Annotated in this window: 20 protein-coding genes; 11 read left to right on the top strand and 9 right to left on the bottom strand. The window is 61.2% G+C overall.

Features of this window, described 5'->3' with window-relative positions; translation table 11 throughout:
• Positions 1–81 precede the first annotated feature (81 nt).
• Both CO657_RS11805 and CO657_RS11800 read left to right on the top strand, forming a co-directional pair.
• Entirely contained in the window at positions 82–1,257 is a 1,176-nt protein-coding gene (locus tag CO657_RS11805; RefSeq protein WP_054183413.1) for an MFS transporter, read from the top strand.
• A 496-nt stretch (positions 1,258–1,753) separates the two neighbouring features.
• Complete coding sequence (locus tag CO657_RS11800; protein ID WP_054183414.1) at positions 1,754–2,176, top strand: TIGR02594 family protein; 423 nt, start codon at positions 1,754–1,756, stop codon at positions 2,174–2,176.
• Positions 2,177–2,331: 155 nt separating this feature from the next.
• On the opposite strand, the gene CO657_RS11795 is transcribed toward CO657_RS11800, so the two are convergent.
• Both CO657_RS11795 and CO657_RS11790 read right to left on the bottom strand, forming a co-directional pair.
• Positions 2,332–3,747: a pyridoxal phosphate-dependent decarboxylase family protein gene (locus CO657_RS11795; protein ID WP_054183415.1), complete on the bottom strand. Its 1,416-nt coding sequence runs from the start codon at positions 3,745–3,747 to the stop codon at positions 2,332–2,334.
• A 138-nt stretch (positions 3,748–3,885) separates the two neighbouring features.
• Entirely contained in the window at positions 3,886–4,836 is a 951-nt protein-coding gene (locus CO657_RS11790) for a LysR family transcriptional regulator (protein WP_054183416.1), read from the bottom strand.
• A gap of 91 nt (positions 4,837–4,927) precedes the next feature.
• Here CO657_RS11790 and CO657_RS11785 point away from each other — a divergent pair, with 91 nt between their 5' ends.
• The 3 genes from CO657_RS11785 to CO657_RS11770 all read left to right on the top strand — a co-directional run bounded on the left by CO657_RS11785 (position 4,928) and on the right by CO657_RS11770 (position 7,876).
• Positions 4,928–5,413 carry a YybH family protein gene (locus CO657_RS11785; RefSeq protein ID WP_054183417.1) on the top strand — a complete coding sequence of 162 codons (486 nt, stop codon included), beginning with the start codon at positions 4,928–4,930 and terminating at the stop codon, positions 5,411–5,413.
• Positions 5,414–6,340: 927 nt separating this feature from the next.
• Positions 6,341–6,847, top strand: a complete 507-nt coding sequence (locus CO657_RS11775; protein WP_054183419.1) for a GNAT family N-acetyltransferase — start codon at positions 6,341–6,343, stop codon at positions 6,845–6,847.
• 96 nt (positions 6,848–6,943) lie between these two features.
• Positions 6,944–7,876 (top strand): ornithine cyclodeaminase family protein, encoded by a 933-nt coding sequence (locus CO657_RS11770; protein ID WP_054183420.1) that lies wholly within the window; start codon positions 6,944–6,946, stop codon positions 7,874–7,876.
• A 565-nt stretch (positions 7,877–8,441) separates the two neighbouring features.
• Here CO657_RS11770 and dapB read toward each other — a convergent pair.
• The 3 genes from dapB to CO657_RS11750 are packed head-to-tail and all read right to left on the bottom strand — an operon-like array spanning position 8,442 to position 9,854.
• Positions 8,442–9,212: a 4-hydroxy-tetrahydrodipicolinate reductase gene (gene dapB, locus CO657_RS11760; RefSeq protein WP_054183421.1), complete on the bottom strand. Its 771-nt coding sequence runs from the start codon at positions 9,210–9,212 to the stop codon at positions 8,442–8,444.
• A 13-nt stretch (positions 9,213–9,225) separates the two neighbouring features.
• The gene (locus CO657_RS11755; RefSeq protein WP_054183422.1) at positions 9,226–9,579 is read right to left on the bottom strand and encodes a hypothetical protein; all 354 of its coding nucleotides are present in this window, start codon (positions 9,577–9,579) and stop codon (positions 9,226–9,228) included.
• A gap of 59 nt (positions 9,580–9,638) precedes the next feature.
• Positions 9,639–9,854, bottom strand: a complete 216-nt coding sequence (locus CO657_RS11750) for a hypothetical protein (protein ID WP_054183423.1) — start codon at positions 9,852–9,854, stop codon at positions 9,639–9,641.
• A 193-nt stretch (positions 9,855–10,047) separates the two neighbouring features.
• Here CO657_RS11750 and CO657_RS11745 point away from each other — a divergent pair, with 193 nt between their 5' ends.
• Both CO657_RS11745 and CO657_RS11740 read left to right on the top strand, forming a co-directional pair.
• Positions 10,048–10,434 carry a VOC family protein gene (locus CO657_RS11745; RefSeq protein ID WP_054183424.1) on the top strand — a complete coding sequence of 129 codons (387 nt, stop codon included), beginning with the start codon at positions 10,048–10,050 and terminating at the stop codon, positions 10,432–10,434.
• A gap of 221 nt (positions 10,435–10,655) precedes the next feature.
• Positions 10,656–11,660: a carbon-nitrogen hydrolase family protein gene (locus tag CO657_RS11740; protein ID WP_054183425.1), complete on the top strand. Its 1,005-nt coding sequence runs from the start codon at positions 10,656–10,658 to the stop codon at positions 11,658–11,660.
• 183 nt (positions 11,661–11,843) lie between these two features.
• On the opposite strand, the gene CO657_RS11735 is transcribed toward CO657_RS11740, so the two are convergent.
• Positions 11,844–12,446 carry a histidine phosphatase family protein gene (locus CO657_RS11735; protein WP_054183426.1) on the bottom strand — a complete coding sequence of 201 codons (603 nt, stop codon included), beginning with the start codon at positions 12,444–12,446 and terminating at the stop codon, positions 11,844–11,846.
• Positions 12,447–12,714: 268 nt separating this feature from the next.
• On the opposite strand from CO657_RS11735, the gene CO657_RS11730 reads away from it, so the two are divergent.
• On the top strand, positions 12,715–13,188 hold the full coding sequence (locus CO657_RS11730; protein WP_054183482.1) for a VOC family protein: 474 nt from the start codon (positions 12,715–12,717) through the stop codon (positions 13,186–13,188).
• Between the two features lie 33 nt (positions 13,189–13,221).
• Here the strand turns inward: CO657_RS11730 and CO657_RS11725 are convergent, their stop codons facing one another.
• Positions 13,222–13,623, bottom strand: a complete 402-nt coding sequence (locus tag CO657_RS11725) for a GFA family protein (protein WP_054183483.1) — start codon at positions 13,621–13,623, stop codon at positions 13,222–13,224.
• Between the two features lie 215 nt (positions 13,624–13,838).
• Here CO657_RS11725 and CO657_RS11720 point away from each other — a divergent pair, with 215 nt between their 5' ends.
• Positions 13,839–15,719 carry an ABC transporter ATP-binding protein gene (locus CO657_RS11720; protein WP_054183427.1) on the top strand — a complete coding sequence of 627 codons (1,881 nt, stop codon included), beginning with the start codon at positions 13,839–13,841 and terminating at the stop codon, positions 15,717–15,719.
• Positions 15,720–15,780: 61 nt separating this feature from the next.
• Here CO657_RS11720 and CO657_RS11715 read toward each other — a convergent pair whose 3' ends face one another.
• Positions 15,781–16,395: a LysE family translocator gene (locus tag CO657_RS11715; RefSeq protein ID WP_054183428.1), complete on the bottom strand. Its 615-nt coding sequence runs from the start codon at positions 16,393–16,395 to the stop codon at positions 15,781–15,783.
• 170 nt (positions 16,396–16,565) lie between these two features.
• Here CO657_RS11715 and CO657_RS11710 point away from each other — a divergent pair, with 170 nt between their 5' ends.
• On the top strand, positions 16,566–17,162 hold the full coding sequence (locus tag CO657_RS11710; protein ID WP_054183429.1) for a demethoxyubiquinone hydroxylase family protein: 597 nt from the start codon (positions 16,566–16,568) through the stop codon (positions 17,160–17,162).
• A gap of 88 nt (positions 17,163–17,250) precedes the next feature.
• On the opposite strand, the gene CO657_RS11705 is transcribed toward CO657_RS11710, so the two are convergent.
• Positions 17,251–18,027, bottom strand: coding sequence for a phosphodiester glycosidase family protein (locus CO657_RS11705; RefSeq protein ID WP_054183430.1), 777 nt, complete (start codon positions 18,025–18,027; stop codon positions 17,251–17,253).
• 210 nt (positions 18,028–18,237) lie between these two features.
• Between CO657_RS11705 and CO657_RS11700 the strand changes: the two genes are divergently transcribed.
• Positions 18,238–18,621 (top strand): VOC family protein, encoded by a 384-nt coding sequence (locus CO657_RS11700; RefSeq protein WP_054183484.1) that lies wholly within the window; start codon positions 18,238–18,240, stop codon positions 18,619–18,621.
• The last annotated feature ends 465 nt before the right edge of the window (positions 18,622–19,086 follow it).

The raw sequence follows: 19,086 nt of genomic DNA, 5'->3' as shown, positions 1-19,086 counted from the left end.
CAGTCGCCGTTTCGTCGGAATGTCCGGCTATCTCGGATGCCTGGGCTTCAATCCCCGCCCCAATCGGAGCAAGTCCCCGAGATGAAGCCGCATCATCGCATTTTCTTCATTCAATTTGCCGTGGCCCTTTCCGTCGGTGCGTTTCTTTCGCGGCTGCCCGACCTTCAGCGCAAGTTCGGCCTTGCCGAAGGCGAACTCGGCCTTTTGCTCGCTGTCTTGTCGTTAGGGGTTCTCTGCGGGCTGACGTTCTCGGTGAGGTTCATCGAGAGGCTCGGTGCGCGCAAAACCGCCTTCGTCACCGTCTTCGGCGCGTCGCTGTTTTTGGCGCTGATCCCCTGGATGCCTTCGGCTCCGTCGGCGGTGCCTTTGTTCTTCATTGCCGGCATTTTCACCGGGGCATTCGAGATCAACGCCAATATCGAAACCGATCGCCATGAGGCGCTGCTCGGATACCGCATCATGAGCCGGGCTCACGGCATGTGGAGCCTCGGCTTCTGCCTCACCGCCCTTGTTGCCGCCGGCATGCGGCAGGCTGCCGTCTCCATCGAACTGCATACTTTCCTCACCCTCGTCATTGTCTTGATTGCTGGGTCGATCGTTTTCTCCGGGATCGAGAATGCGCCCAAGCGGCGCGATGCTCACCCCGGACATGCGCCGCTTATCGCCTTTCCCACCATCGGGCTGCTGCCCCTTTGCCTCGTCGGCGCAGCTCCGCTTCTTGCCGAAGGCGCAAGCGTCGATTGGTCGGCAATCTATATGCGGGACGTATTTGCCGTGGAACCATTCGTCGGCGGGCTCGGCGTGACCATCTTCTCCTTGCTGATTGCCATCGGGCGGCTCGGCATGGACCCTGTCATCGACCGCTTCAATCCCCGCCCGGTCGCCATAACCCTCCTTGGAATTACGGCCATCGGTGTCGTTATGGTGGCGACGGCGACGCATCCTGTTGTCGCGCTTGCAGGCTTCGGCATGACGGGGATCGGCTGCTCATCGGTCTATCCGCTTGCCATCTCGGCTGCGGCCCGGCGCAGGGATCGACCTGCACCGGTCAGCGTTGCAGCACTCGGGCAGACGACGTTTCTCGTGTTTTTCGCCGGGCCGCCGCTGCTCGGTTTCGTTGCCGAACACCTCGGCATCCGCTTTTCGTACTGGGCAGTCGTCCCTGTTCTCGCTGCGGCACTTCTGGTCACCAGGGCGCTTGCCGCGGATCCTGCTCCGGTCACAGGCCGGCCCGAACCGGTGCAACCTCACGGTTGACTCGCTACGCCGGCTATCCGCTGTCCGGCAGCGTCCATCTCCGCAACCGACAGGGTGGTGCACGACCAGCTTTAGCCGCCGAATGGGCGCGGGCGCAATGTATTTCCCGTGGTGACTAAGTATTACTGTGCCTATCTTAAATATAGCTCGTACAGGTGATGGCCGAGATCGCTCACCGCTGTCAACTTTTTGGTGAATCAACTTGTTGCTCAATCACTTGCGGGTGCGGTTCATCCTACCCAGAAGGAACTGGGTTCGGATGGTGAAACTCTAGCCTTTCTACCCGACAAAACATGCGGTTTGCAGAGTTTGCGATGGTCAGGCCAGCCCCTGCCTGCAGCGGTTTCGTGCCTTTCTCCGGCCTAATTTCCGCCGCCAAAATGCCAGTATTAGTTGTTTCTAAATCACGCCATAATTGGCTTCTACGTTGCCGCGCCTGTTTTATTCTTCGCCACATTTCGGAATTTCAGCGTTATACAAACAATGGTGGGTAACTATGAAGGTTATTCTCGTCATCGTCCTCACGGTGCTTGCCGTGCCCTGTGAGGCGGACATGATGGGCACGGCGTCCAAGTACAAGAGCATGCACGAACGCTCCATCTCCTTCCTCAGCATCAATCCCCGCAGGGTATCGTGGTGCGGGGCGTTCCTGGCCTTTGTCGCCAAACGATCTTCGCGACAACCGCCGCCCAACCCCAACATGGCTGCGTCCTGGACGAAGTTCGGCAAGCCGGTGTTCTTTCGCGCCGCCAGGCGAGGGGATGTTGTGGTGATCCGCACGGGCAGGCGCTTTCATGTGAGCCTTTTCGATCACATCGACCAGCGCCGGCAGTATGTCTACCTGTTCGGCGGCAACCAATCCAACCGGGTGCAACTGTCGAGGTATCGCGCCAGTTCGGTCGTCGCCGTGCGACGATGAGGGCGGAGAGAAGGGTGCGCTTGTGTCACCCGATGGTGTCGCTGGGTGCCAGCGGCCAGACTTTGCAGGGCTATAGATTGGCGGCGGACGCAACGGCTTTTGTTTTGATGCATGTCGTTATCCCGGAACCGCTGCACACTTCCGGGCGACATGCATTAGCGCTGATGGGAATTGCCGCTGACGCTCCTGAACGCAGCAATGATGCTCTCCGCCGCCACCTCCGCCTGATCCGATGTCGTCTGGAAATTGGTGACGGAGAGGCGTAACACGTCGCGACCGTGCCATTTGGCGCCGCCGGCGAAGATCAGGCCATCCGCCTGGATCTTTTCGATCGTCTTTCGGGTCATGGCATCGCCTTCTTCGTCTGGACGGTCGGCTGCGAAGCGGATGATGAGCTGGTTAAGCGCGACCTCGTTCAGAATGGTGATGCCGGGCTCGCGCCCAAGCAGGTCGGCCACCAGCCGCGCCGAGGCGCAGCACTGGTCGATCAGGGCGGCCACGCCTTCTCGGCCGAGATGTTTCAGCATCGCCCAGGTGGCAAAACCGCGCGCCCGTCTTGATAGCTCCGGCACGTAATGAGACGGATCGCGCTCACCTTCGCCGGCGAGCGGCAGATAGCTTGCGGCGATCGTCATGGCGCGGCGATGGGCGAGCTCGTTGCGGACGATCGCATAGCCGCAATCATAGGGGGTCTGCAGCCATTTGTGGCCGTCGGTCGCCCAGCTGTCGGCGGCTTCGATGCCGCGGCTGAGATGGCTGGTCTTCACCGACGCCTGCGCCCAGAGGCCGAAGGCCCCGTCGATATGCACCCAGGCGCCTTTCGCTTTCAGCAGCGGGATGATCGCGGCGAAGTCGTCGAAAGCGCCGGTATTGATCTGCCCAGCCTGCAGAATAGCGATGATGGGACCGGAGACCATATCGAGCGCGCCGGCCAGCGCGGCCGGGTCTATCCGTCCCACCGGATCGGTGCGCACGCGCAACACGCGATCGTGGCCGAGGCCGAGGAATTGCAGCGCGGAGAATACCGTCGTGTGAGCATCGTCACCGATCAGCACGGTGATTTCGGGCGCACCGAACAGGCCGCGGGCATCGCCATCCCAGCCGACCTGGCGCAGCACGTCGCCGCGGGCGGCGGCAAGGCAGGTGAAGTTCGCCACCGTCGCGCCCGTGACGAAACCGACTGAGCTTTCAGCCGGCAGCTTCAGGAGATCGATAAGCCATCTCGCAGCGACGGTCTCGACGGCGGCTGCGGCCGGGGCGGCGGTATGGTTTCCGGCATTCTGGCCCCAGGCGCTGGTGAGGAAATCGGCTGCGACGCCGACGGGATGGGAACCGCCGATGACCCAGCCGAAGAAGCGTGGGCCTGTCGTCGCATGCAGCCCGGGTTCGGCGCCATCCGCGAGCTGCGTGATGACCTCAAGCATCTGCGAACCGACCGTTGGCAGCGGCTCGTCAAAACAGGCAAGCGAGGTGGCGTAGTCGTGAGTGGGCATATGGCGGGCGGGTGTCGCCTGCCGAAACTCGGCCGCAAGCCGGGCAGCTTCCTGAAACAGAGATGCAATTGCCGACATGCGGATCCCCCTGCCGCCGACCGTCCCCTGGATGCCCTGGACGCAAGCTGTCGGCGCATGCAGTCTAGCCGATCTTGCCGACGCTGTCTTGGCAGCGAAATATAAGATCGATCTTGGGCGTCGCCGAATTTTGCGGCCTTACGGCGCCGCCGGTTGCGTTTGCTCGAGAGCACCCAGCAGCCAGGCGACGCCGGCATCCATCAAGGCGACCTTGGGGAGAGCGGCATTGATGTGAAATCGCGTGAGCTCCAGCGGCGCGTTGACGCTTTCCAATCCGAAGCGCGCCGCATGAATGGCGGCAAACCGTCTCGGCAATGCGCAGAGCAGATCGGTCTCGGCGAGGATGGCGAGGGCGAATGTGAAATTCGGCACGGTCAGCGCGACACGCCGCGCGCAGCCGTGCTTGGCCAGGGCCTCGTCGACGAAACCATGGGGATCGCCGCTGAGCGAGACGACCAGATGCTGCATCTCACAGTATCTGGTCAGGCTCGGTTCGCCGGCGAAGGCATGGCCGGTGCGCATCGCCACGACGAAATCCTCCTCATAGAGCCGGCTGATATGGAAGCGCTGCGGAATGTGCTCGGTGGGGATGACCGCGATATCGGTCAGCCGGTCGTCGAGATCGGCGAATGCGTCGCGCCATGCACGCTCCGGCGAGGTTTTCTTGGGCGCCGGCAGCAGTTGGCGGATGCCGATATCGATGCCGGGTGCGGTGCGGTGAAGCTTGTCAAGAAGCGGCGCCAGCAGCACGGCGGAAACGCCGTCCGGTGCGGCGATCGTGAAGCGGCGGGTGGAGTTTGCGGGATCGAAGGGTTCGGCGTCCGAAAGCATGCTGCGCACGCGGGCGAGCACATCGGCGATCGGTGCTGCCAGTTCCATGGCGCGCACCGTCGGCACGACGCCCTTGGGCGTTCTGAGGAACAGTGGATCGTTCAGCAGTCGCCGCAGCCGGCCCAGCCCATGGCTGACGGCTGAAGAGGTAAGGTTCAGCTGCGCGGCGGCGCGGCCGACATGACGCTCCTCCAGCACGGCCTCGAAAAGCACGAGCAGATTGAGATCGCTGCGGGAGAGGTCAATTGGATTCAGCATATCGCTGAAATCATATCATTGGATTCAGTGTCGCTGAAGTGGGATTTGTGGCGGGCGCAAACGGCGTTCGCATCGCTGAAGGAGCAAGGTCATGTCATTCCCATCCAGTTCAATGCCGGCCGAGAGTTCCATCGCCGAAAAGGCGTGTGCGGAGCTCATCTGCCGCACGACCGAGGCGAATGCGGCGCTGATGCGCGGCGATATCGATGCATACCGCGCCTTGAATCCGCACGCGGCCGATTACACGCTGATGTCGCCATTCGGCGGGCGACCGACGCATGAGGCAGAGTTGACGCGGGAGCGCTGGCGGGCGATCGGCCGTTTCTTCGCCAACGGCACCTTCGAACAGGAGGTCGTGCAGGCTTATGCATCAGCCGACATGGTTGTCCTTGCCGTCATCGAACGATGCCGGGTGGAGGTCGGCGGTCTGCCGATGCAGGACTGGCCGTTGCGCGTTACCCTGGTTTATCGCCGCGAGGGCGCAGAATGGCGGTTGGCGCACCGCCATGCCGATCCTCTCGCCAAGGGTATCAGCCTGGAACAGGCAAGTGTTTTGGCGCGGGGTGAGGCATTGTGACGCCAGCCGACGCGCATCTTTGACGAACTGCACCCCGCGAATTCCCGGGGTGAGATGGCAGGATTGAGTGGCAGCCGACGTTGACATGCGCGTCTCGCCTTTACCGGGATGGTCAAGATAAATCGAGCAGCGCGGGAGATGTTTCCTAGGACTCGCCAATAACTATCTTATTCTGCGTGGTTCATTTCTGAATTTTACTGGTTTCATCTAAAATCTATTGCCTTTTCTTCAAGTATCATTCAATGATGCGGAAATATCATTCGCGCCGCTGTCAAGGCCGCTCTGCCAATCAGCGAGGGATATGCACTGAAGTATTTCGTTCTCTATACGCTGATTTGCATGGTGGTCGGGATAGTTCTTCTCGTCATTGTCCGTCAGACTGCCCCCTTCAAGCTGGACAAGCCGAGCGATCAAACGACCGAGTGGTCAGCCGATGGATCGGCGACGGGGTCCACCGATCAGCCGGATAATCTGGTTGTACGGTCGACGCGCGAGCCGGCGACCGAGCGACCGGCCGTCCGGCCGTCCAATCAATGGGACCTGCGGCCAACGAACCAACCGACGGACGGGGATCCGTCGGGTGTCCGGAAGGGCGGCCGGGTGGGAACCCCGGCGCAGTAATTGCAGCCGGAGCCTGCCTCGTCCTTCGAGGCCTCTCAGAATGAGGCTCTCTGGGTGCAGAATCTTCCGACGCCCTCCATCCTGAGACGGAGCCTCGAAGGACAGGCTTCAGCATTTCCCCCTGCATTCTTGCGCCACCGGCGCACCTTGTCTTCGAGGCCCCTTGCGGGCTGTCTCGGGATGAGGCTCTTCTAGGTGTTGGCGTGAGGCGGGTGCAATAGGGGCCGGATTTCAGTCATCGTCTCCGCTTGCATCGGCCGGAACACACTGTCATGACGACAGCTGAGATATCCGGGAGGTCTCCGAATGGATGCAAGCGGCGTGACGATCAGGCATATCCAGGCCGACGAGGTGGAGGCCTTCCGGCGCATCCGTCTGGAAGCGCTTCGCACCGAACCCGCCTCCTTTGCCAGCCGCTACGAAGACTGGGCGGCTCTTTCGCTCGAGGAGTGGCGCAACCGCTTGAGCGAGCCGGTTTTCATTGCGTTTCAGGGCGGTGAGCCCGTCGGTATCATGGGCCTGCTCCGCCAGCGGTCGAGCAAGATGGCCCATCGGGCGACGATCATCATGGTCTACATCGGAAGGAGCCTGCGCGGCACCGGTCTTGCCGAGAGGCTTCTTGATGTCGTTGTCGATCATGCGCGCGATATCGGCATCCGGCAGCTCGAACTCTTCGTCAGCGCGGAGAATGCGGCGGCGATCCGGTTCTATCAGCGGCAGGGCTTTTCCGAGGTCGGCAGGATCCCTGCCGGGGTTCTGGAAGAGGGCAGGGAGATCGACGACGTCATCATGGCCCGCCGTCTGGTCGATTAGGCCTCGCGCGAAATTTCAGCGCATTTGCTCTACCTGATCTATTGACCTCAAGCACGGTTGGGGTCGCAGGATGCCGGCGGAAGCTGGAGGTTTGCCGTGACGAAAATTCTGAAAGACGAAGATCTGGCCGACAATGCGTTGATGGGTGTTGCTATCGATGCGCTCGAGACCGCTTTTCTTGCGAGAGCCGGCAATCGGCTGGTCTCTCCGCCCCGGCATCATGTGTCCTTTCCCGATCGAGGCGATCTCGTCTTCACGGTCGGCGGCATGCTTGGCGACAAACCGCTTGCGGGTTTTCGCGTCTACGAAACATTCGACGGGGCAGAGCATTCGCAGATCGTCGCGGTGTGGTCGGCCGACGATGCCAGGCTCAAGGGCATTGTTCTCGGTGAGCGCCTCGGCAACCTCAGGACCGGTGCCATCGGAGGTCTCGCCGTCCGCCATCTCAGCGCGCCCGGCGCCAGGATTGTCGGGATCATCGGCAGCGGGGCGCAAGCGCGAACCCAGCTTGCCGCAGCCGCCGCCGTTCGAAAACTGGATCGCGCCCGCGTCTACAGCCGCGACGAGAACAATCGCGCCGCCTTCGCAAGCGAGATGCAGCACACCCTGGGGCTGGAGGTCGAACCTGTCGGCAGCGTGTCAGAAGCCGTCGATGAGGCCGATATCGTCATTTGCGCGACGGCGAGCCAAATGCCTGTCCTTCTTGCGCGCGATTTGAAGCCGGGTGTGCACGTCAATACCGTCGGCCCGAAAACGATTCAGGGATACGAACTCGGTCTTGATATTGCGGACGCCGCTGCCGTGATCGCAACGGATTCCCCCGAACAGACCCGAGCCTACGCTTCGCCTTTTTTCCTCGCCGGCTCCGGCAACGAAGATCGCATGGCCGACCTTGCCAACATCATTGCCGGGAAAGCGGCCGGGCGGAGATCGGCGGAGGACATAACGCTATTCTGCTCCGTAGGTCTTGCCGGAACCGAAGTCGTTGTCGCCTCTGCGATCCTCGATAGAGTGGACGTGTCGGTGTAGGCTTTGATTCAGGGGCGGGCTTCAAGCCTTTGTTTTAACGCAGGTATGGTTGAGGCGGGAGGCAGAGACAGGGAGACGCCAAATGAAAGGGCGCAGCATCCTCCCACGTCCCTTATGCTGACACGCGCAGCCCATAGGCGGAGCCTCGAAGGACACAACAGCGCTGCTCCTTGCTCCTATCTTGTGTCGGCGCGCCCGCCTCGTCCTTCGAGGCCCCCACGGGGCACCTCAGGATGAGGCTCTCTTTGGGGCTGGCGCGAGCGGAGGGGTAACCGTTGCCGGGGCAAACCCACGGCAATTCACCGCCTGTTCTTGGGCCGCGGCATCCTCCGTCGTCCCTCATCCTGAAGTGCGCAGCCCGATAATAGGGCGGAGCCTCGAAGGACACGCCGCAGCGCTGCTTCTCGCATCATCCACGCTGGCGCAGCCGCCTCGTCCTTCGAGGCCCCTGCGGGGCACCTCAGGATGAGGCTCTCTAGAGGGCTGGGCGCAACCAGGGACGCGCTTAGACTTTGATTCAAGAACGCACTTCAAGCCTCCGTTTACCCTGTCTCTTCGCCCTTTCTCAGGCCAGATCCAGGACATCCTGCATGCTGTATTCGCCTGCTGTGCGTCCCGCGACCCAGCGAGCGGCGGCAAGTGCGCCGCGGGCGAACATGCCGCGGTCGAGCGCCGAATGCGAAAGTGTCACGACTTCCTCGGCGGCGGCAAACAGCACACTGTGTTCTCCGACGAGCCCGCCGGCGCGCAGGACGGCGAAGCCGATTTCGCCGGGCGGCCGTTCGCCGGTGATGCCGTCGCGGCCGCGCCGCTCGACGGCGGCGAGGGAGACGCCTCGGCCTGCGGCGGCTGCCTCACCGAGCATCAGCGCCGTGCCGGACGGCGCGTCGATCTTCCTGTTATGATGGGCTTCGAGGATTTCGATATCCCAGCCCTGCGCGGGAAGGGCGCGGGCGGCTTGGGCAACGAGGCCGAGCAGCATATTCAGGCCGATGGAGAAATTGCCGGAGCGCAGGATCGGAATCGTCCGGGCTGCCTCCGTGATCCGTTCAATCTCGTCCGCTTCGAAACCCGTCGCCCCGATCACCAAGGCCGGTCCGCCGGCCGAGGCGCACAAGCCGGCAAGTTCGGCGGCAGCACGTCCTGTGGTGAAATCCAGGATCACGTCGGCGGCCGCGATCGCAGCCGAACGGTCGATCAGCCCTTCACCGATGGAGCCGGGACGAGCGATGCCGCCGACGACTGCAAAAGCCGGATCGGCCGCCAGCAGCGGCAGGATGGCGCGACCCATGCGGCCGTTCGCGCCGGCGACCGCTATTTTGATTGGTGAGGTCACAGTTTTTCCTTGCTCAGGAGGGCGAGTGCGAGGCGGAGGAGATTTGTCGCGTTAGACGCAGATAAATCAGGGTGAGGGCGTAAACAACAAGCACGACCGGTATTTCCGTCAAGACGGGAAGCAGGATCATCCCGTCGCCGGGCCCGGCCTCTTCTCCCGGCGCCATCGCCGGCGTCGCCAATATGGCGAGCGTGATTGGCGAGAAAAACACCCATAGAAATGCCAATGTGTGCGGCAGCCATCTACGTAGCGTGAGCATCCGCGCGGTGAGGATCGCCGAAACAGGTATCAGGATGTTCAAAACAAAGACAAACGAAAGAGCAAAGAATTCCGGCAGGATTGTCGGGTAGTGCGGATTGTATTCCATCAGCTTTTCTCAGGGCTGCTGTCTATCGAATGCGGCCGGTTCGGCAGGCCGCCCTGACGTTACCAGTTGCCGGGGTCGGCGGTGTGATCGATGCTGGCGAATTCATCCGCCTTTTCCCGATCCAGCTTCACCTCCATGTTCACACCCGTCTCGTCGGTGACGGAATAGCGGTCAGGGAGCGGTCCTTTTGAAAGTTCCTGATACAGGAGCAGGGCGGCCTCTTCGGCGGTATCGGCCTCGATCTCCCGGGTGAGGGTAACGGTGAATCTATGCATGGTTCGGCCTTTCGATCGGCGCGCTTGCGATGCGCAGCTTGCGCAGTCTGACACGAGTTTTGTAGCAAGGACACAAAAAGCGTGTCGCTTAGAATTTGATTCATGCGATGGTTTCAGGTTCTTGTTTTTATGGACGTCGCGGCCACGGCACCGCCGCGCAGTTTTGGGAGAACTCAGCCGAGAAGGATAGATCATGCGCCTGAATCAGGTGACCGTTACGATGCCTGACCTCGATTTGGGCTGGAGCTTCTACACCCTCCTCGGTCTGAGGCCCGTCGTTGATGCCCGTCCGCGGTATGCGCGCTTCCTCTGCCCGGACGGGGACAGCACCTTCTCCCTGCATCAGGGCGAAAGTGGCGGCGGCGGAACCACAGTCTATTTCGAGTGCGAGAGCCTGGAGGAGACGGTCGGCCGCCTTAGCGAGGCCGGCCTTCAATTCGTGAGCGGACCCGAGGACAAAAGTTGGCTCTGGCGCGAGGCGGAGCTGCTCGACCCCGGCGGCAACCGCATCATCCTTTATTTCGCCGGATCGAACCGCATCGATCCGCCTTGGCGAGTGGGGCAAGGTGGCCCGAAGTAGGGGCCTCCGCGCCAACGGATCCCCGCGATTCCCCGAATTGACGAATCGCGGCCGCCTCGGCATTTTTAACTCGGCGTGATCCAACGCCGAACCTCCTCAGGCCTTCCCCAGCAGGGTCTTCAACCGGAGGCAAAGGGGCTTTCGTCTCGGGTCGTTATCCTGGTCCTGATGTTTCGGGCCTGTTGCTGGGGAACGATGTCCGGAACGTAAGAGGCCCTGATATGACTGACAATGGAAATTTCAAACGGCGAGTGCGCGCGCGCGCGGCCAAGACGGGTGAATGCTATACCACCGCCCGGATGCATGTTCTTCCCAGGTGGGTGGAAGACGCAGCGCCCGAGGTGAGGCGCCTGCGCCTTGCCGTGGCCCAGACCACTTATGCAGACGATCCACGCGACATCGACAAGCTTCGCCGCAGCGGCCAGGAGATCCGCCTGCTGATGCAGCGGGCCCGGCAGGCGGGGGCACGGCTCGTGCACTTTCCCGAAGGGGCGACGTCAGCGCCCAACAAGCGCATCATGTCGGAAATCGGGCCGAGAGAGATTGGGCCGTCCGATTGGCGGCGGTTCGAGTGGGCTGTTCTGCGTGAGGAACTAGATGCAACACGCAGGCTGGCACGCGAACTTGGGCTCTGGGCGGTCATCGGCTCGGTGCATCCGCTGACGGCGGCGCATCGGCCGCACAACAGCCTCTATGTCGTCTCCGACCGCGGCGAATTGGTCACGCGCTACGACGAGCGTCTGCTGTCCAACACCAAAATCTCTTTCATGTATACGCCGGGATCGATCCCCGTGACCTTCGAGGTCGACGGCATCCGCTTCGGCTGCGCGCTCGGCATGGAATGCCACTATCCGGAGATTTTCAGCGAATATGAGCGGCTCGATGTCCATTGCGTACTGTTTTCGACGACAGGCGGTTCACCGGCTAATGAACCGTCTTTCGCCGCAGAGGCGCAAGGGCATGCGGCGAGCAATAGTTACTGGGTCAGTTTCTCTATTCCCGCCCATCCCGGTCAGGCTGATCCTGCTTCTTCCGGGCTCGTCGCGCCTGGCGGCCGGTGGGCAGCGCAATGCCCAACGGATGGAACGGCCGCGATAACGCTCGCCGATATCGACGACAATCCCGGCGACCTTTCTCGTCCTTGGCGGCGCAAGGCGCGGAGCGGCCTCTATGAGCCGCATCGCGTCGACGGCGACCCGCGTAGCGACGGGCGGGATATGTTCTAGAGCCGCGTCGCGGCCAAGCCGAATTTCATCACCGGTGGCTCGGCCGCCGCCGGTGATGTGGCAGGAAAAGAACTCACCTTGACGGCGCTCCGCAGGGCCCTTGAGGTGAAGCGTGCGCGAGCCGCACTATAAACTGGCAATGAACCGCGGTGGGCCACGGCGGTCACTGGGACATGACCCTTGTTATGCAATCACGCCGGAAATCGTATCGGCCGAAGCGCTTACCAGAGTGAACTCACCGTCGCGAAGGCGATAGAACCCGTCTTGGGGAACGGGCAGTTCCAGCATTTCTCGTTTGGAAAGGCCAGAATAGACACCACGGATCAACCTGCCAAACAGCCCGTGGGAAATCGCGATTGTCGGTCCACGTAAGCTTGCGATCCAGTCCTTCGCCCGGGCACAGACAGCATCGAAGCTTTCTCCGTCTGGCGATTTGAAATACCAATCAAAAGCGTCGGATCCGTCCAACATTCCTGGAAACTCGTTGTCGATCTCGAACTTGGTCATGCCGTCCCAAGAGCCGATGGTCACCTCCATAAGCCGTGGTTCCAGGTGGGCCACCAATGGCAATATCCGTTTCACGCGAGCTGCAGTCTCCTGAGTACGGCCGAGCGGACTCACGTGGAATTGGAATGAATGCTCGCGACCGGCGACTTCCTTTTTCAGAAGTTTCGCGGCCTGTTCAGCCTGTTCGATACCGCGCTCCGTCAGCGATGAATCTTTCTGGCCTTGGAAGCGGCCCAAGCTGTTCCAAATGGTCTCGCCATGGCGAAGCAGGTAAATCATCAGCGTTGTTCCATGTCGGCCAATGCAACAATGAGCGGGGCCGCTGAACCGAAGAGGGCGGTTGCAGCGGCTCCGTCACGCTACAGATCGATTATGACCGCAATTGGCGCGACCCCCGCGATCGCTGTCTTCTGCTATCGGCGCTTTTTGGTCAGTTGGCAGGGCGCGGCGATCGCCGCCGGGAAATTGTTTCGGTGGGCTGGAGAAACCCGGTTTGCTTCTTATTTCACCGAGGGAATTCGAAACGAAAAGCGAAAGGATCCGCGCAATGGCAAAGAACACGATCTGCGTATGGTACGACAAAGACGCCGAGGCGGCGGCCCGCTTTTATGCGGCGACGTTTCCAGACAGTGCCGTCGGCGCCGTCATTCGGGCACCGGGAGATTATCCGGATGGCAAGCAGGGAGACGTATTGGTCGTTGAATTCACCGTGGCGGGTATTGCCTGCATCGGCCTGAACGGAGGGCCTACGTTCAAACACAGCGAGGCTTTCTCGTTTCAGATCGCAACCGACGATCAGGACGAAACCGATCGCTACTGGAACGCCATCGTCGGTAATGGCGGCCAGGAAAGTGAGTGCGGCTGGTGCAAAGATAAATGGGGTGTGTCCTGGCAGATCACGCCGCGCGTCCTCTCCGAAGCGCTAGCGGCAGGCGGGGGGCAGGCAAAGCGTGCTTTCGACGCGATGATGACAATGAGGAAGATCGATGTCGCAGCGATCGAGGCGGCTCGGCGCGGCTGAGGCGTCTGCCCGAAGCCAAGAGATATCAGGCTGTCAGAACCAGAGGTCGCGCACGCAGCGCCCTTTGGAGGGAAGATCTTCGAACGTGTCCAGACCGTCGAAATGATCGATGGGTAAATCGGCGACGAGATCCGGCGGCGCAAGCCGCATGTTGACCGCCATGCGCCGGCGGCCATCTTTTTGAAGCCGCAGGCCGCGCCAGCTCAAGACGCAGGCGCAGGATGGGCAAAACAAGATTTCGAGGGACGATGTCTCCCGGCCGGAACGGGTATAGGAGGCGGTTTCTCCGCTGAGAGCGATACGCTCTCCTTCGTAATCATAGGCCCAGAGAGTGCCGTAGCGGCGGCAGAGGGTGCAGTTGCAGGCGGTGACCGAGCCGGGATCGCCTTCGAGCGTCCAGCTTGCCTTGCCGCAATGACATGAGCCCGTCAGCATGAGTGTTCGTTCAATCTGCTGTTTCTTCAGGTGCATCCTGCCCCAATCGCGAGGCGATCGCAATTGGGCTTTCAAGCGCCTCGCTTCCCTCCGCTCGCTAGCCCGTTTGGTCAATTTCTGAAATTTCTGGTTGAGATGGCGGCCGAAAGATGATCCCCTGCGACTTGGCGTAGCCGAGTCCACGCTTCATCCCAATTTTTTGATCCGAGCGGCCCATGTCGATTTCCGATGCGATCTACCGTCCCTTCGAAACCTGGATCCGGCCGCTCGACATTCCGTACCGGCCGCTGCCTTCCAAGGGGCCTGTGGCCGTCCTTCTGCACTTCATTTCGATGTTTCGAGGCGTTCTCATCGCTTTGGCGCTTTCTTCGATGGCGATCGAAGCAATCAACCTCACGATCGTCTGGGGGCTTTCGGTCATTGTCGACGGTGTGACTCAAAAGGGCGCGCCTGCTTTCCTGAACAGTGAATGGCCGCTGCTTGCCTTCCTCGGCCTCCTGATCTTTCCAGCCATGCCAATCGCCTCGTTTCTTCTCAACACTTTCAATTCGCATACGCTCGGCGTCGGTATGCCTGCCGCCATCCAGTGGCAGGGTCACAAGGCGGTGGAGCGGCAGGATCTGGCTTTCTTTCACGATGTTTTTGCCGGGCAGGTCTCCTCGCGGCTGTCGCAAGTGGCGTCTTCCGTCCAGCAGCAGATCGTTGTCGCCTTCCAGGCCATTCCGCGCTTCCTGTTGCAGATGGTCGGCTCCGTGCTCTTGCTGGTGAGTTTGTCCTGGCAGCTTGCCCTGCCGGTCGTCATCTGGATCGCGCTCAATGTAGCGCTCGCAATCAGGATGGCGCCGGTCTTTACTGAGCGTTCGCGGCGCACCGCCAAGCAGCGCAGCCTCGTCGCCGGCGCTATTACCGATCTCTACACCAACATGCAGATGATCAAGCAGTTTGCGGCTGAAGACAGCGAAGCGGGTGCCATCCGCCGTATCATCCAGAAATCCGTGCAGACGCAGCACAGGGAGCAACGCATCTACCGCACGTCGGAATTGATCGTCGTGGCGCTCAACATGATGCTGTGGCTCGCCATGCTGTCGATCGGCTTTTCCGGGCTCATCAACGGCTTTCTCACGGTCGGCGAGTTCGTCGGCGCGGTCTATATCCTGCACCGGCTGTCCGGGCACACCTTCACTTTCCTGCAGATGGGGCAGCAGATCTTCCAAGCGATCGGCACGATCAAGGACGCCATGCCGGTCATGACGACGCCGCCGACCATCACCGACCGGCCGGATGCGTCAAGTCTCACGGTCAGCCGCGGGGAGATCCGCTTCGAAAAAGTCCACTTCGCCTACAAGTCGGGCAAACCGGTCATCGATGCGTTGTCGCTGACGGTGCGGCCCGGCGAAAAGGTGGGCCTGGTCGGCCTTTCCGGAGCCGGCAAGACCACGCTCGCAAATCTGCTCCTGCGCTTCTACGACATCGGCGACGGCGCGATCCTGATCGACGGGCAGGACATTCGGGCGGTCACGCAGTCGAGCCTTCGCCGCGCCATCGGGGTCATCGCGCAGGACGTCGCGCTGCTGCACCGGTCGGTCGGCGATAATATCCGCTATGGCCGGCCGGAGGCGACGCGGGACGAGATCGAAGAGGTGGCTAAGATGGCAAGCGCCGATGCCTTCATTGCCGATCTTACCGACGGCGAGGGCCGCAAAGGTTATGACGCTTTCGTCGGCGATCGCGGCATCAAGCTTTCCGGCGGCCAGCGGCAGCGTGTCGCTATCGCCCGCGTTCTCCTGAAGGACGCGCCGATCCTGGTGCTGGACGAGGCGACCTCGGCGCTCGACAGCGAATCCGAAGCCGCCATTCAGGAGAGGCTGAACCTCGTCATGGAGGGAAAGACGGTGATCGCCATCGCGCACCGCCTCTCGACCATCGCCAGGATGGACCGGATCGTCGTGCTCGATCACGGGCGGATCGTGGAAGAGGGCAGGCCGGACGAGCTGGTCGAACGCGATGGCCTGTTTGCCCGTCTTTGGAAACGCCAGACCGGCGGCTTCATTCCCGAAGACATCGATGAAGCATTGCCGGCTTCGCCTGCGACCTGACCAGCGATGTCGTTGCGGCAAAGCGGCTGCACGGTTTTGCGCGACATGCTTTCGGATGCCGTCAGCGAACCAAGAGCAGGCGGCCGCCGATCAAGATCAGGGCGGCGCCCATCACGCGCTCGATGCTGGCCTTGAAGCGCAGGAAACCGGCGGAAACGCGCGGATTCGAAAAGAAAAAGGCCAGGCCGCAATACCAGAGAGCCGAAAGAAGGAAGCAGGTCAGGGCGATGAGGCAATAGAGCCAGACGGGCGCATGTGCCGGGATGACAAGCGCAAAGATACTGCCGAAGAAAGCCACCGATTTCGGATTGGTCATGCTGACGACGTAAGCGCGGCGCATGGCGGAGCGCCAGGAGATTTCGCTCGGTCCCGTCGGCTTCAAGGGCTTGGACGCGTTGCGGATCATCTTCAACCCCAGCCAGATCAGATACAATGCGCTGGCCACCTGCAACATCATATGCAGCCATTCGAAATGGGTCAGCAGAAAACCGAGCCCCGCCATCGCCATCACGGCCCAGGTCAGGGATGCGATCGCAAGTCCGAGACCTGCGAAGAGCCCGGCAGCGCGCGATACCGTCATGCTTGTGTTGGTGACGATGATGAAATTCGGTCCGGGGCTGACGAGGGAGGCGATGTAGACGCTGACGAGCAATGCGAGCGAATTGATATAGTCCATCAGGCTTTCCTACGTTGCTGGCCCGAGCCTATGCGAGGCCGGTGGCTTTTGAAAGGGCTTCTCACTCACGGGCTGCTTAAGGGCTGACGGACAGGCCGTCGCGGCACCCCTTGACGATCACGGCGGCAATCCTGCCTACTGCCGGCAAGGGAACCGGGGGCTGAGTGGTTATGATCAATCCGTCGAGCAACGCGGGAATGCGCGACCCCGATGTCACCGTCCGTCGCATTCTCAAGGTCAACCATGCGGGCGAGTTCGGCGCCATCAGGATCTATGGCGCCCAGATCCTGATGGCCCGGCGGCTGTTTCCCGGCATCGTGCCGGCGCTGGAAGAAATGCGTGAGGACGAAATCGAGCATTGCCGGCTGTTTCGCGAGGCAATGCCTGGAAGGCGCGCCAGGCCCTGTCGCGTCATGGCCTTCTGGAGCCTCGGCGGTTCCGTGCTCGGCATCCTGACGGCGCTTGGCGGGCGCAACATGATCTGGATCTGCACAGAGGCGGTGGAAAGCACGGTCCATCGCCATCTCGAAGACCAGCTGGCCTTCCTTGCCCAGCGTGATCCCGAACTTCACGCCCTCATCGCGTCGATCCAGGAACAGGAGCTGGCGCATCTGAGGAAAGCCGAAGACAGCCAGAAGAGACGGGGCCTGCGCCACGCCTTGCTGCTGCCCGTCATCGGTGCCCTGACCGACGTGATGATCTGGCTCTCCACCTGGGGAGACTCGAGCTGGATGCGGGCCGAAATGACGCGTGCGGGGAGGGGATAGGCTTTGATGGGGGCACTATGGCGTCATGGTTGATATCGACGTGCGACCTAATGCGAAGGCCAGCTTGGCGCCCCGATGAAGGGTGTGGTTATTCGACAAGCCCGAGCATCGGGCCGTAGCCGCCGTGCCAGGAGCGGTCGTTGCGGCCCATCGCCGGATGGTAAAGCCCGACGCCGTTTCCACCGTCGAGGAACAAGGCGTCGGGGCATTGCAGATGATCGCGGAAGAGCCGTGCGAAGTCGTGGAAATTCACTCCATCTTCGCTGATCGCCAAGCGAACCGTGCCGGCCCCGCAGATGCCGATACCGCTTCGGCGGGTTCGATCCGTCGAGCCGGGGATGAAAATCGGGTTCAGCGTGTCGGCGATGACAAGCATCGGACCGGACTGCGTGGCGAACCGCACCTTCTGCGCACGCTTTAGAAATTCATCGGTTGGCAGCATGCCGGCGCCGGTTTCACCAAGAAAGAATACGCCGTTCGGCTTCTTGTAGAAATTCGGCACCTGGCCGCCGGAGCTTTCGGCCTTTGCGGTATTGGCGGGTTTCAATTCCCTGCTGTTTTCGACATATAGCCCCATCGGCGAAAAATCGGCCCGGTACATGCCGGCGTTGACGGCCAGCACCAGCGTCTTCCCCTCGGCGCGAACGGCTTCGGCAAGGCTTGAAAAATGGCGGTACGGCTCGCCATTGGCGCCCTTCCAGAACAGGCGCAGGTCGGCTTTCCCCGTTTGCAGGGTGCAGACGACGTATTTCGCCTCTTCGAAAGTCTCCTGGTCGCATTGCTCGGCATGGGCTTGATGCAGGGGTAGTAAGGTCGCTGCGAGCATCAGTGCCGCAGCGAGCACGCCATGTTTCAGATAGGTCATCTGGGTCACGCATCCGGTTTGCCGCCGATGAGCCGGGAATACCTGATTTGCTCCAGCGGCACTGCGGGGAGTGGGAACTCCGTAAATACTGCAATGATCGCTTTTCTGTGACTGACAGCCAATGATCTTGCCAGGAGCACATCATTTGTTCTTGTTTTGTTCGGCGTGATCCAATATGGTTTTCCTGATCCTGAGCGGGAAGAGAAGATCATGAGTGTCTACGCAACTGTCGGCGCAATCGATTCTGCCAAATCGAACGCCTTTTACAACGCGGTTCTCGCCGTTATCGGGTGGAGCAAACATCAGGAATTTCCGGGATGGTGCGCTTACTCCGAAGGAGGGAGGGGGGAAGGTTTCGTTCTATGGGTCTGCCAGCCTTTCAATGGCGAGGCTGCGAGCGCCGGAAACGGCTCGATGATTGGTTTCATGGCAAAGTCGCGCGCCGAGGTGGACGCTTTTTACGGCGTTGCGATGGCCAGCGGGGCAGCAGATGAGGGCGCGCCGGGCGCGCGTCCGCATTACGGGCCGAATTGGTATGCCGCCTATATGCGGGATCCCGCGGGGAACAAGATTGCCATCGTTTTTAACGGCTGAGTTTTTGCATCAGCCAGGATGCCCGGTGGCGCCGGGCTATCTCATCTGCCGCCGGCAAGCTGGTGAGGATGAGTAGCGTTAGCGGCGAACGCCTCGAGGGCAAGCGAAGGCCGCCCTGACTTCCAGCTCCGAGACATCCAATCCTACCATGCGGTACGGGCAGTGCCGAGTGCTGTCGTATGGGAGGATGATACCTGCGCGATATGCGCTTTGAGCGACACGACACAGTTTCCCGGAAAACTGAGTTTGTGCGTCGTCAAGTGCTTCAGCAATTCCTCCGCACCGCGCTTTTCGGTAAGCGGAAATGTCACAGTCATGCAAGTTCCTCCAACGAACACAGTGAGCATCTGATATAGCTAATGTCTAAATTCTTTTGCGCCGCAACAAGAAAATTTTAATGATAAAATTAAAATCGATTAGTTTTTTCGTGCGTATTTTTAAGATCGTTTGAAATCGGATTCGGGT

The organism is Rhizobium acidisoli (assembly GCF_002531755.2).
GTDB classification, from domain to species: Bacteria; Pseudomonadota; Alphaproteobacteria; order Rhizobiales; family Rhizobiaceae; genus Rhizobium; species Rhizobium acidisoli.
This window is presented reverse-complemented; position numbering and strand designations above follow the sequence as displayed.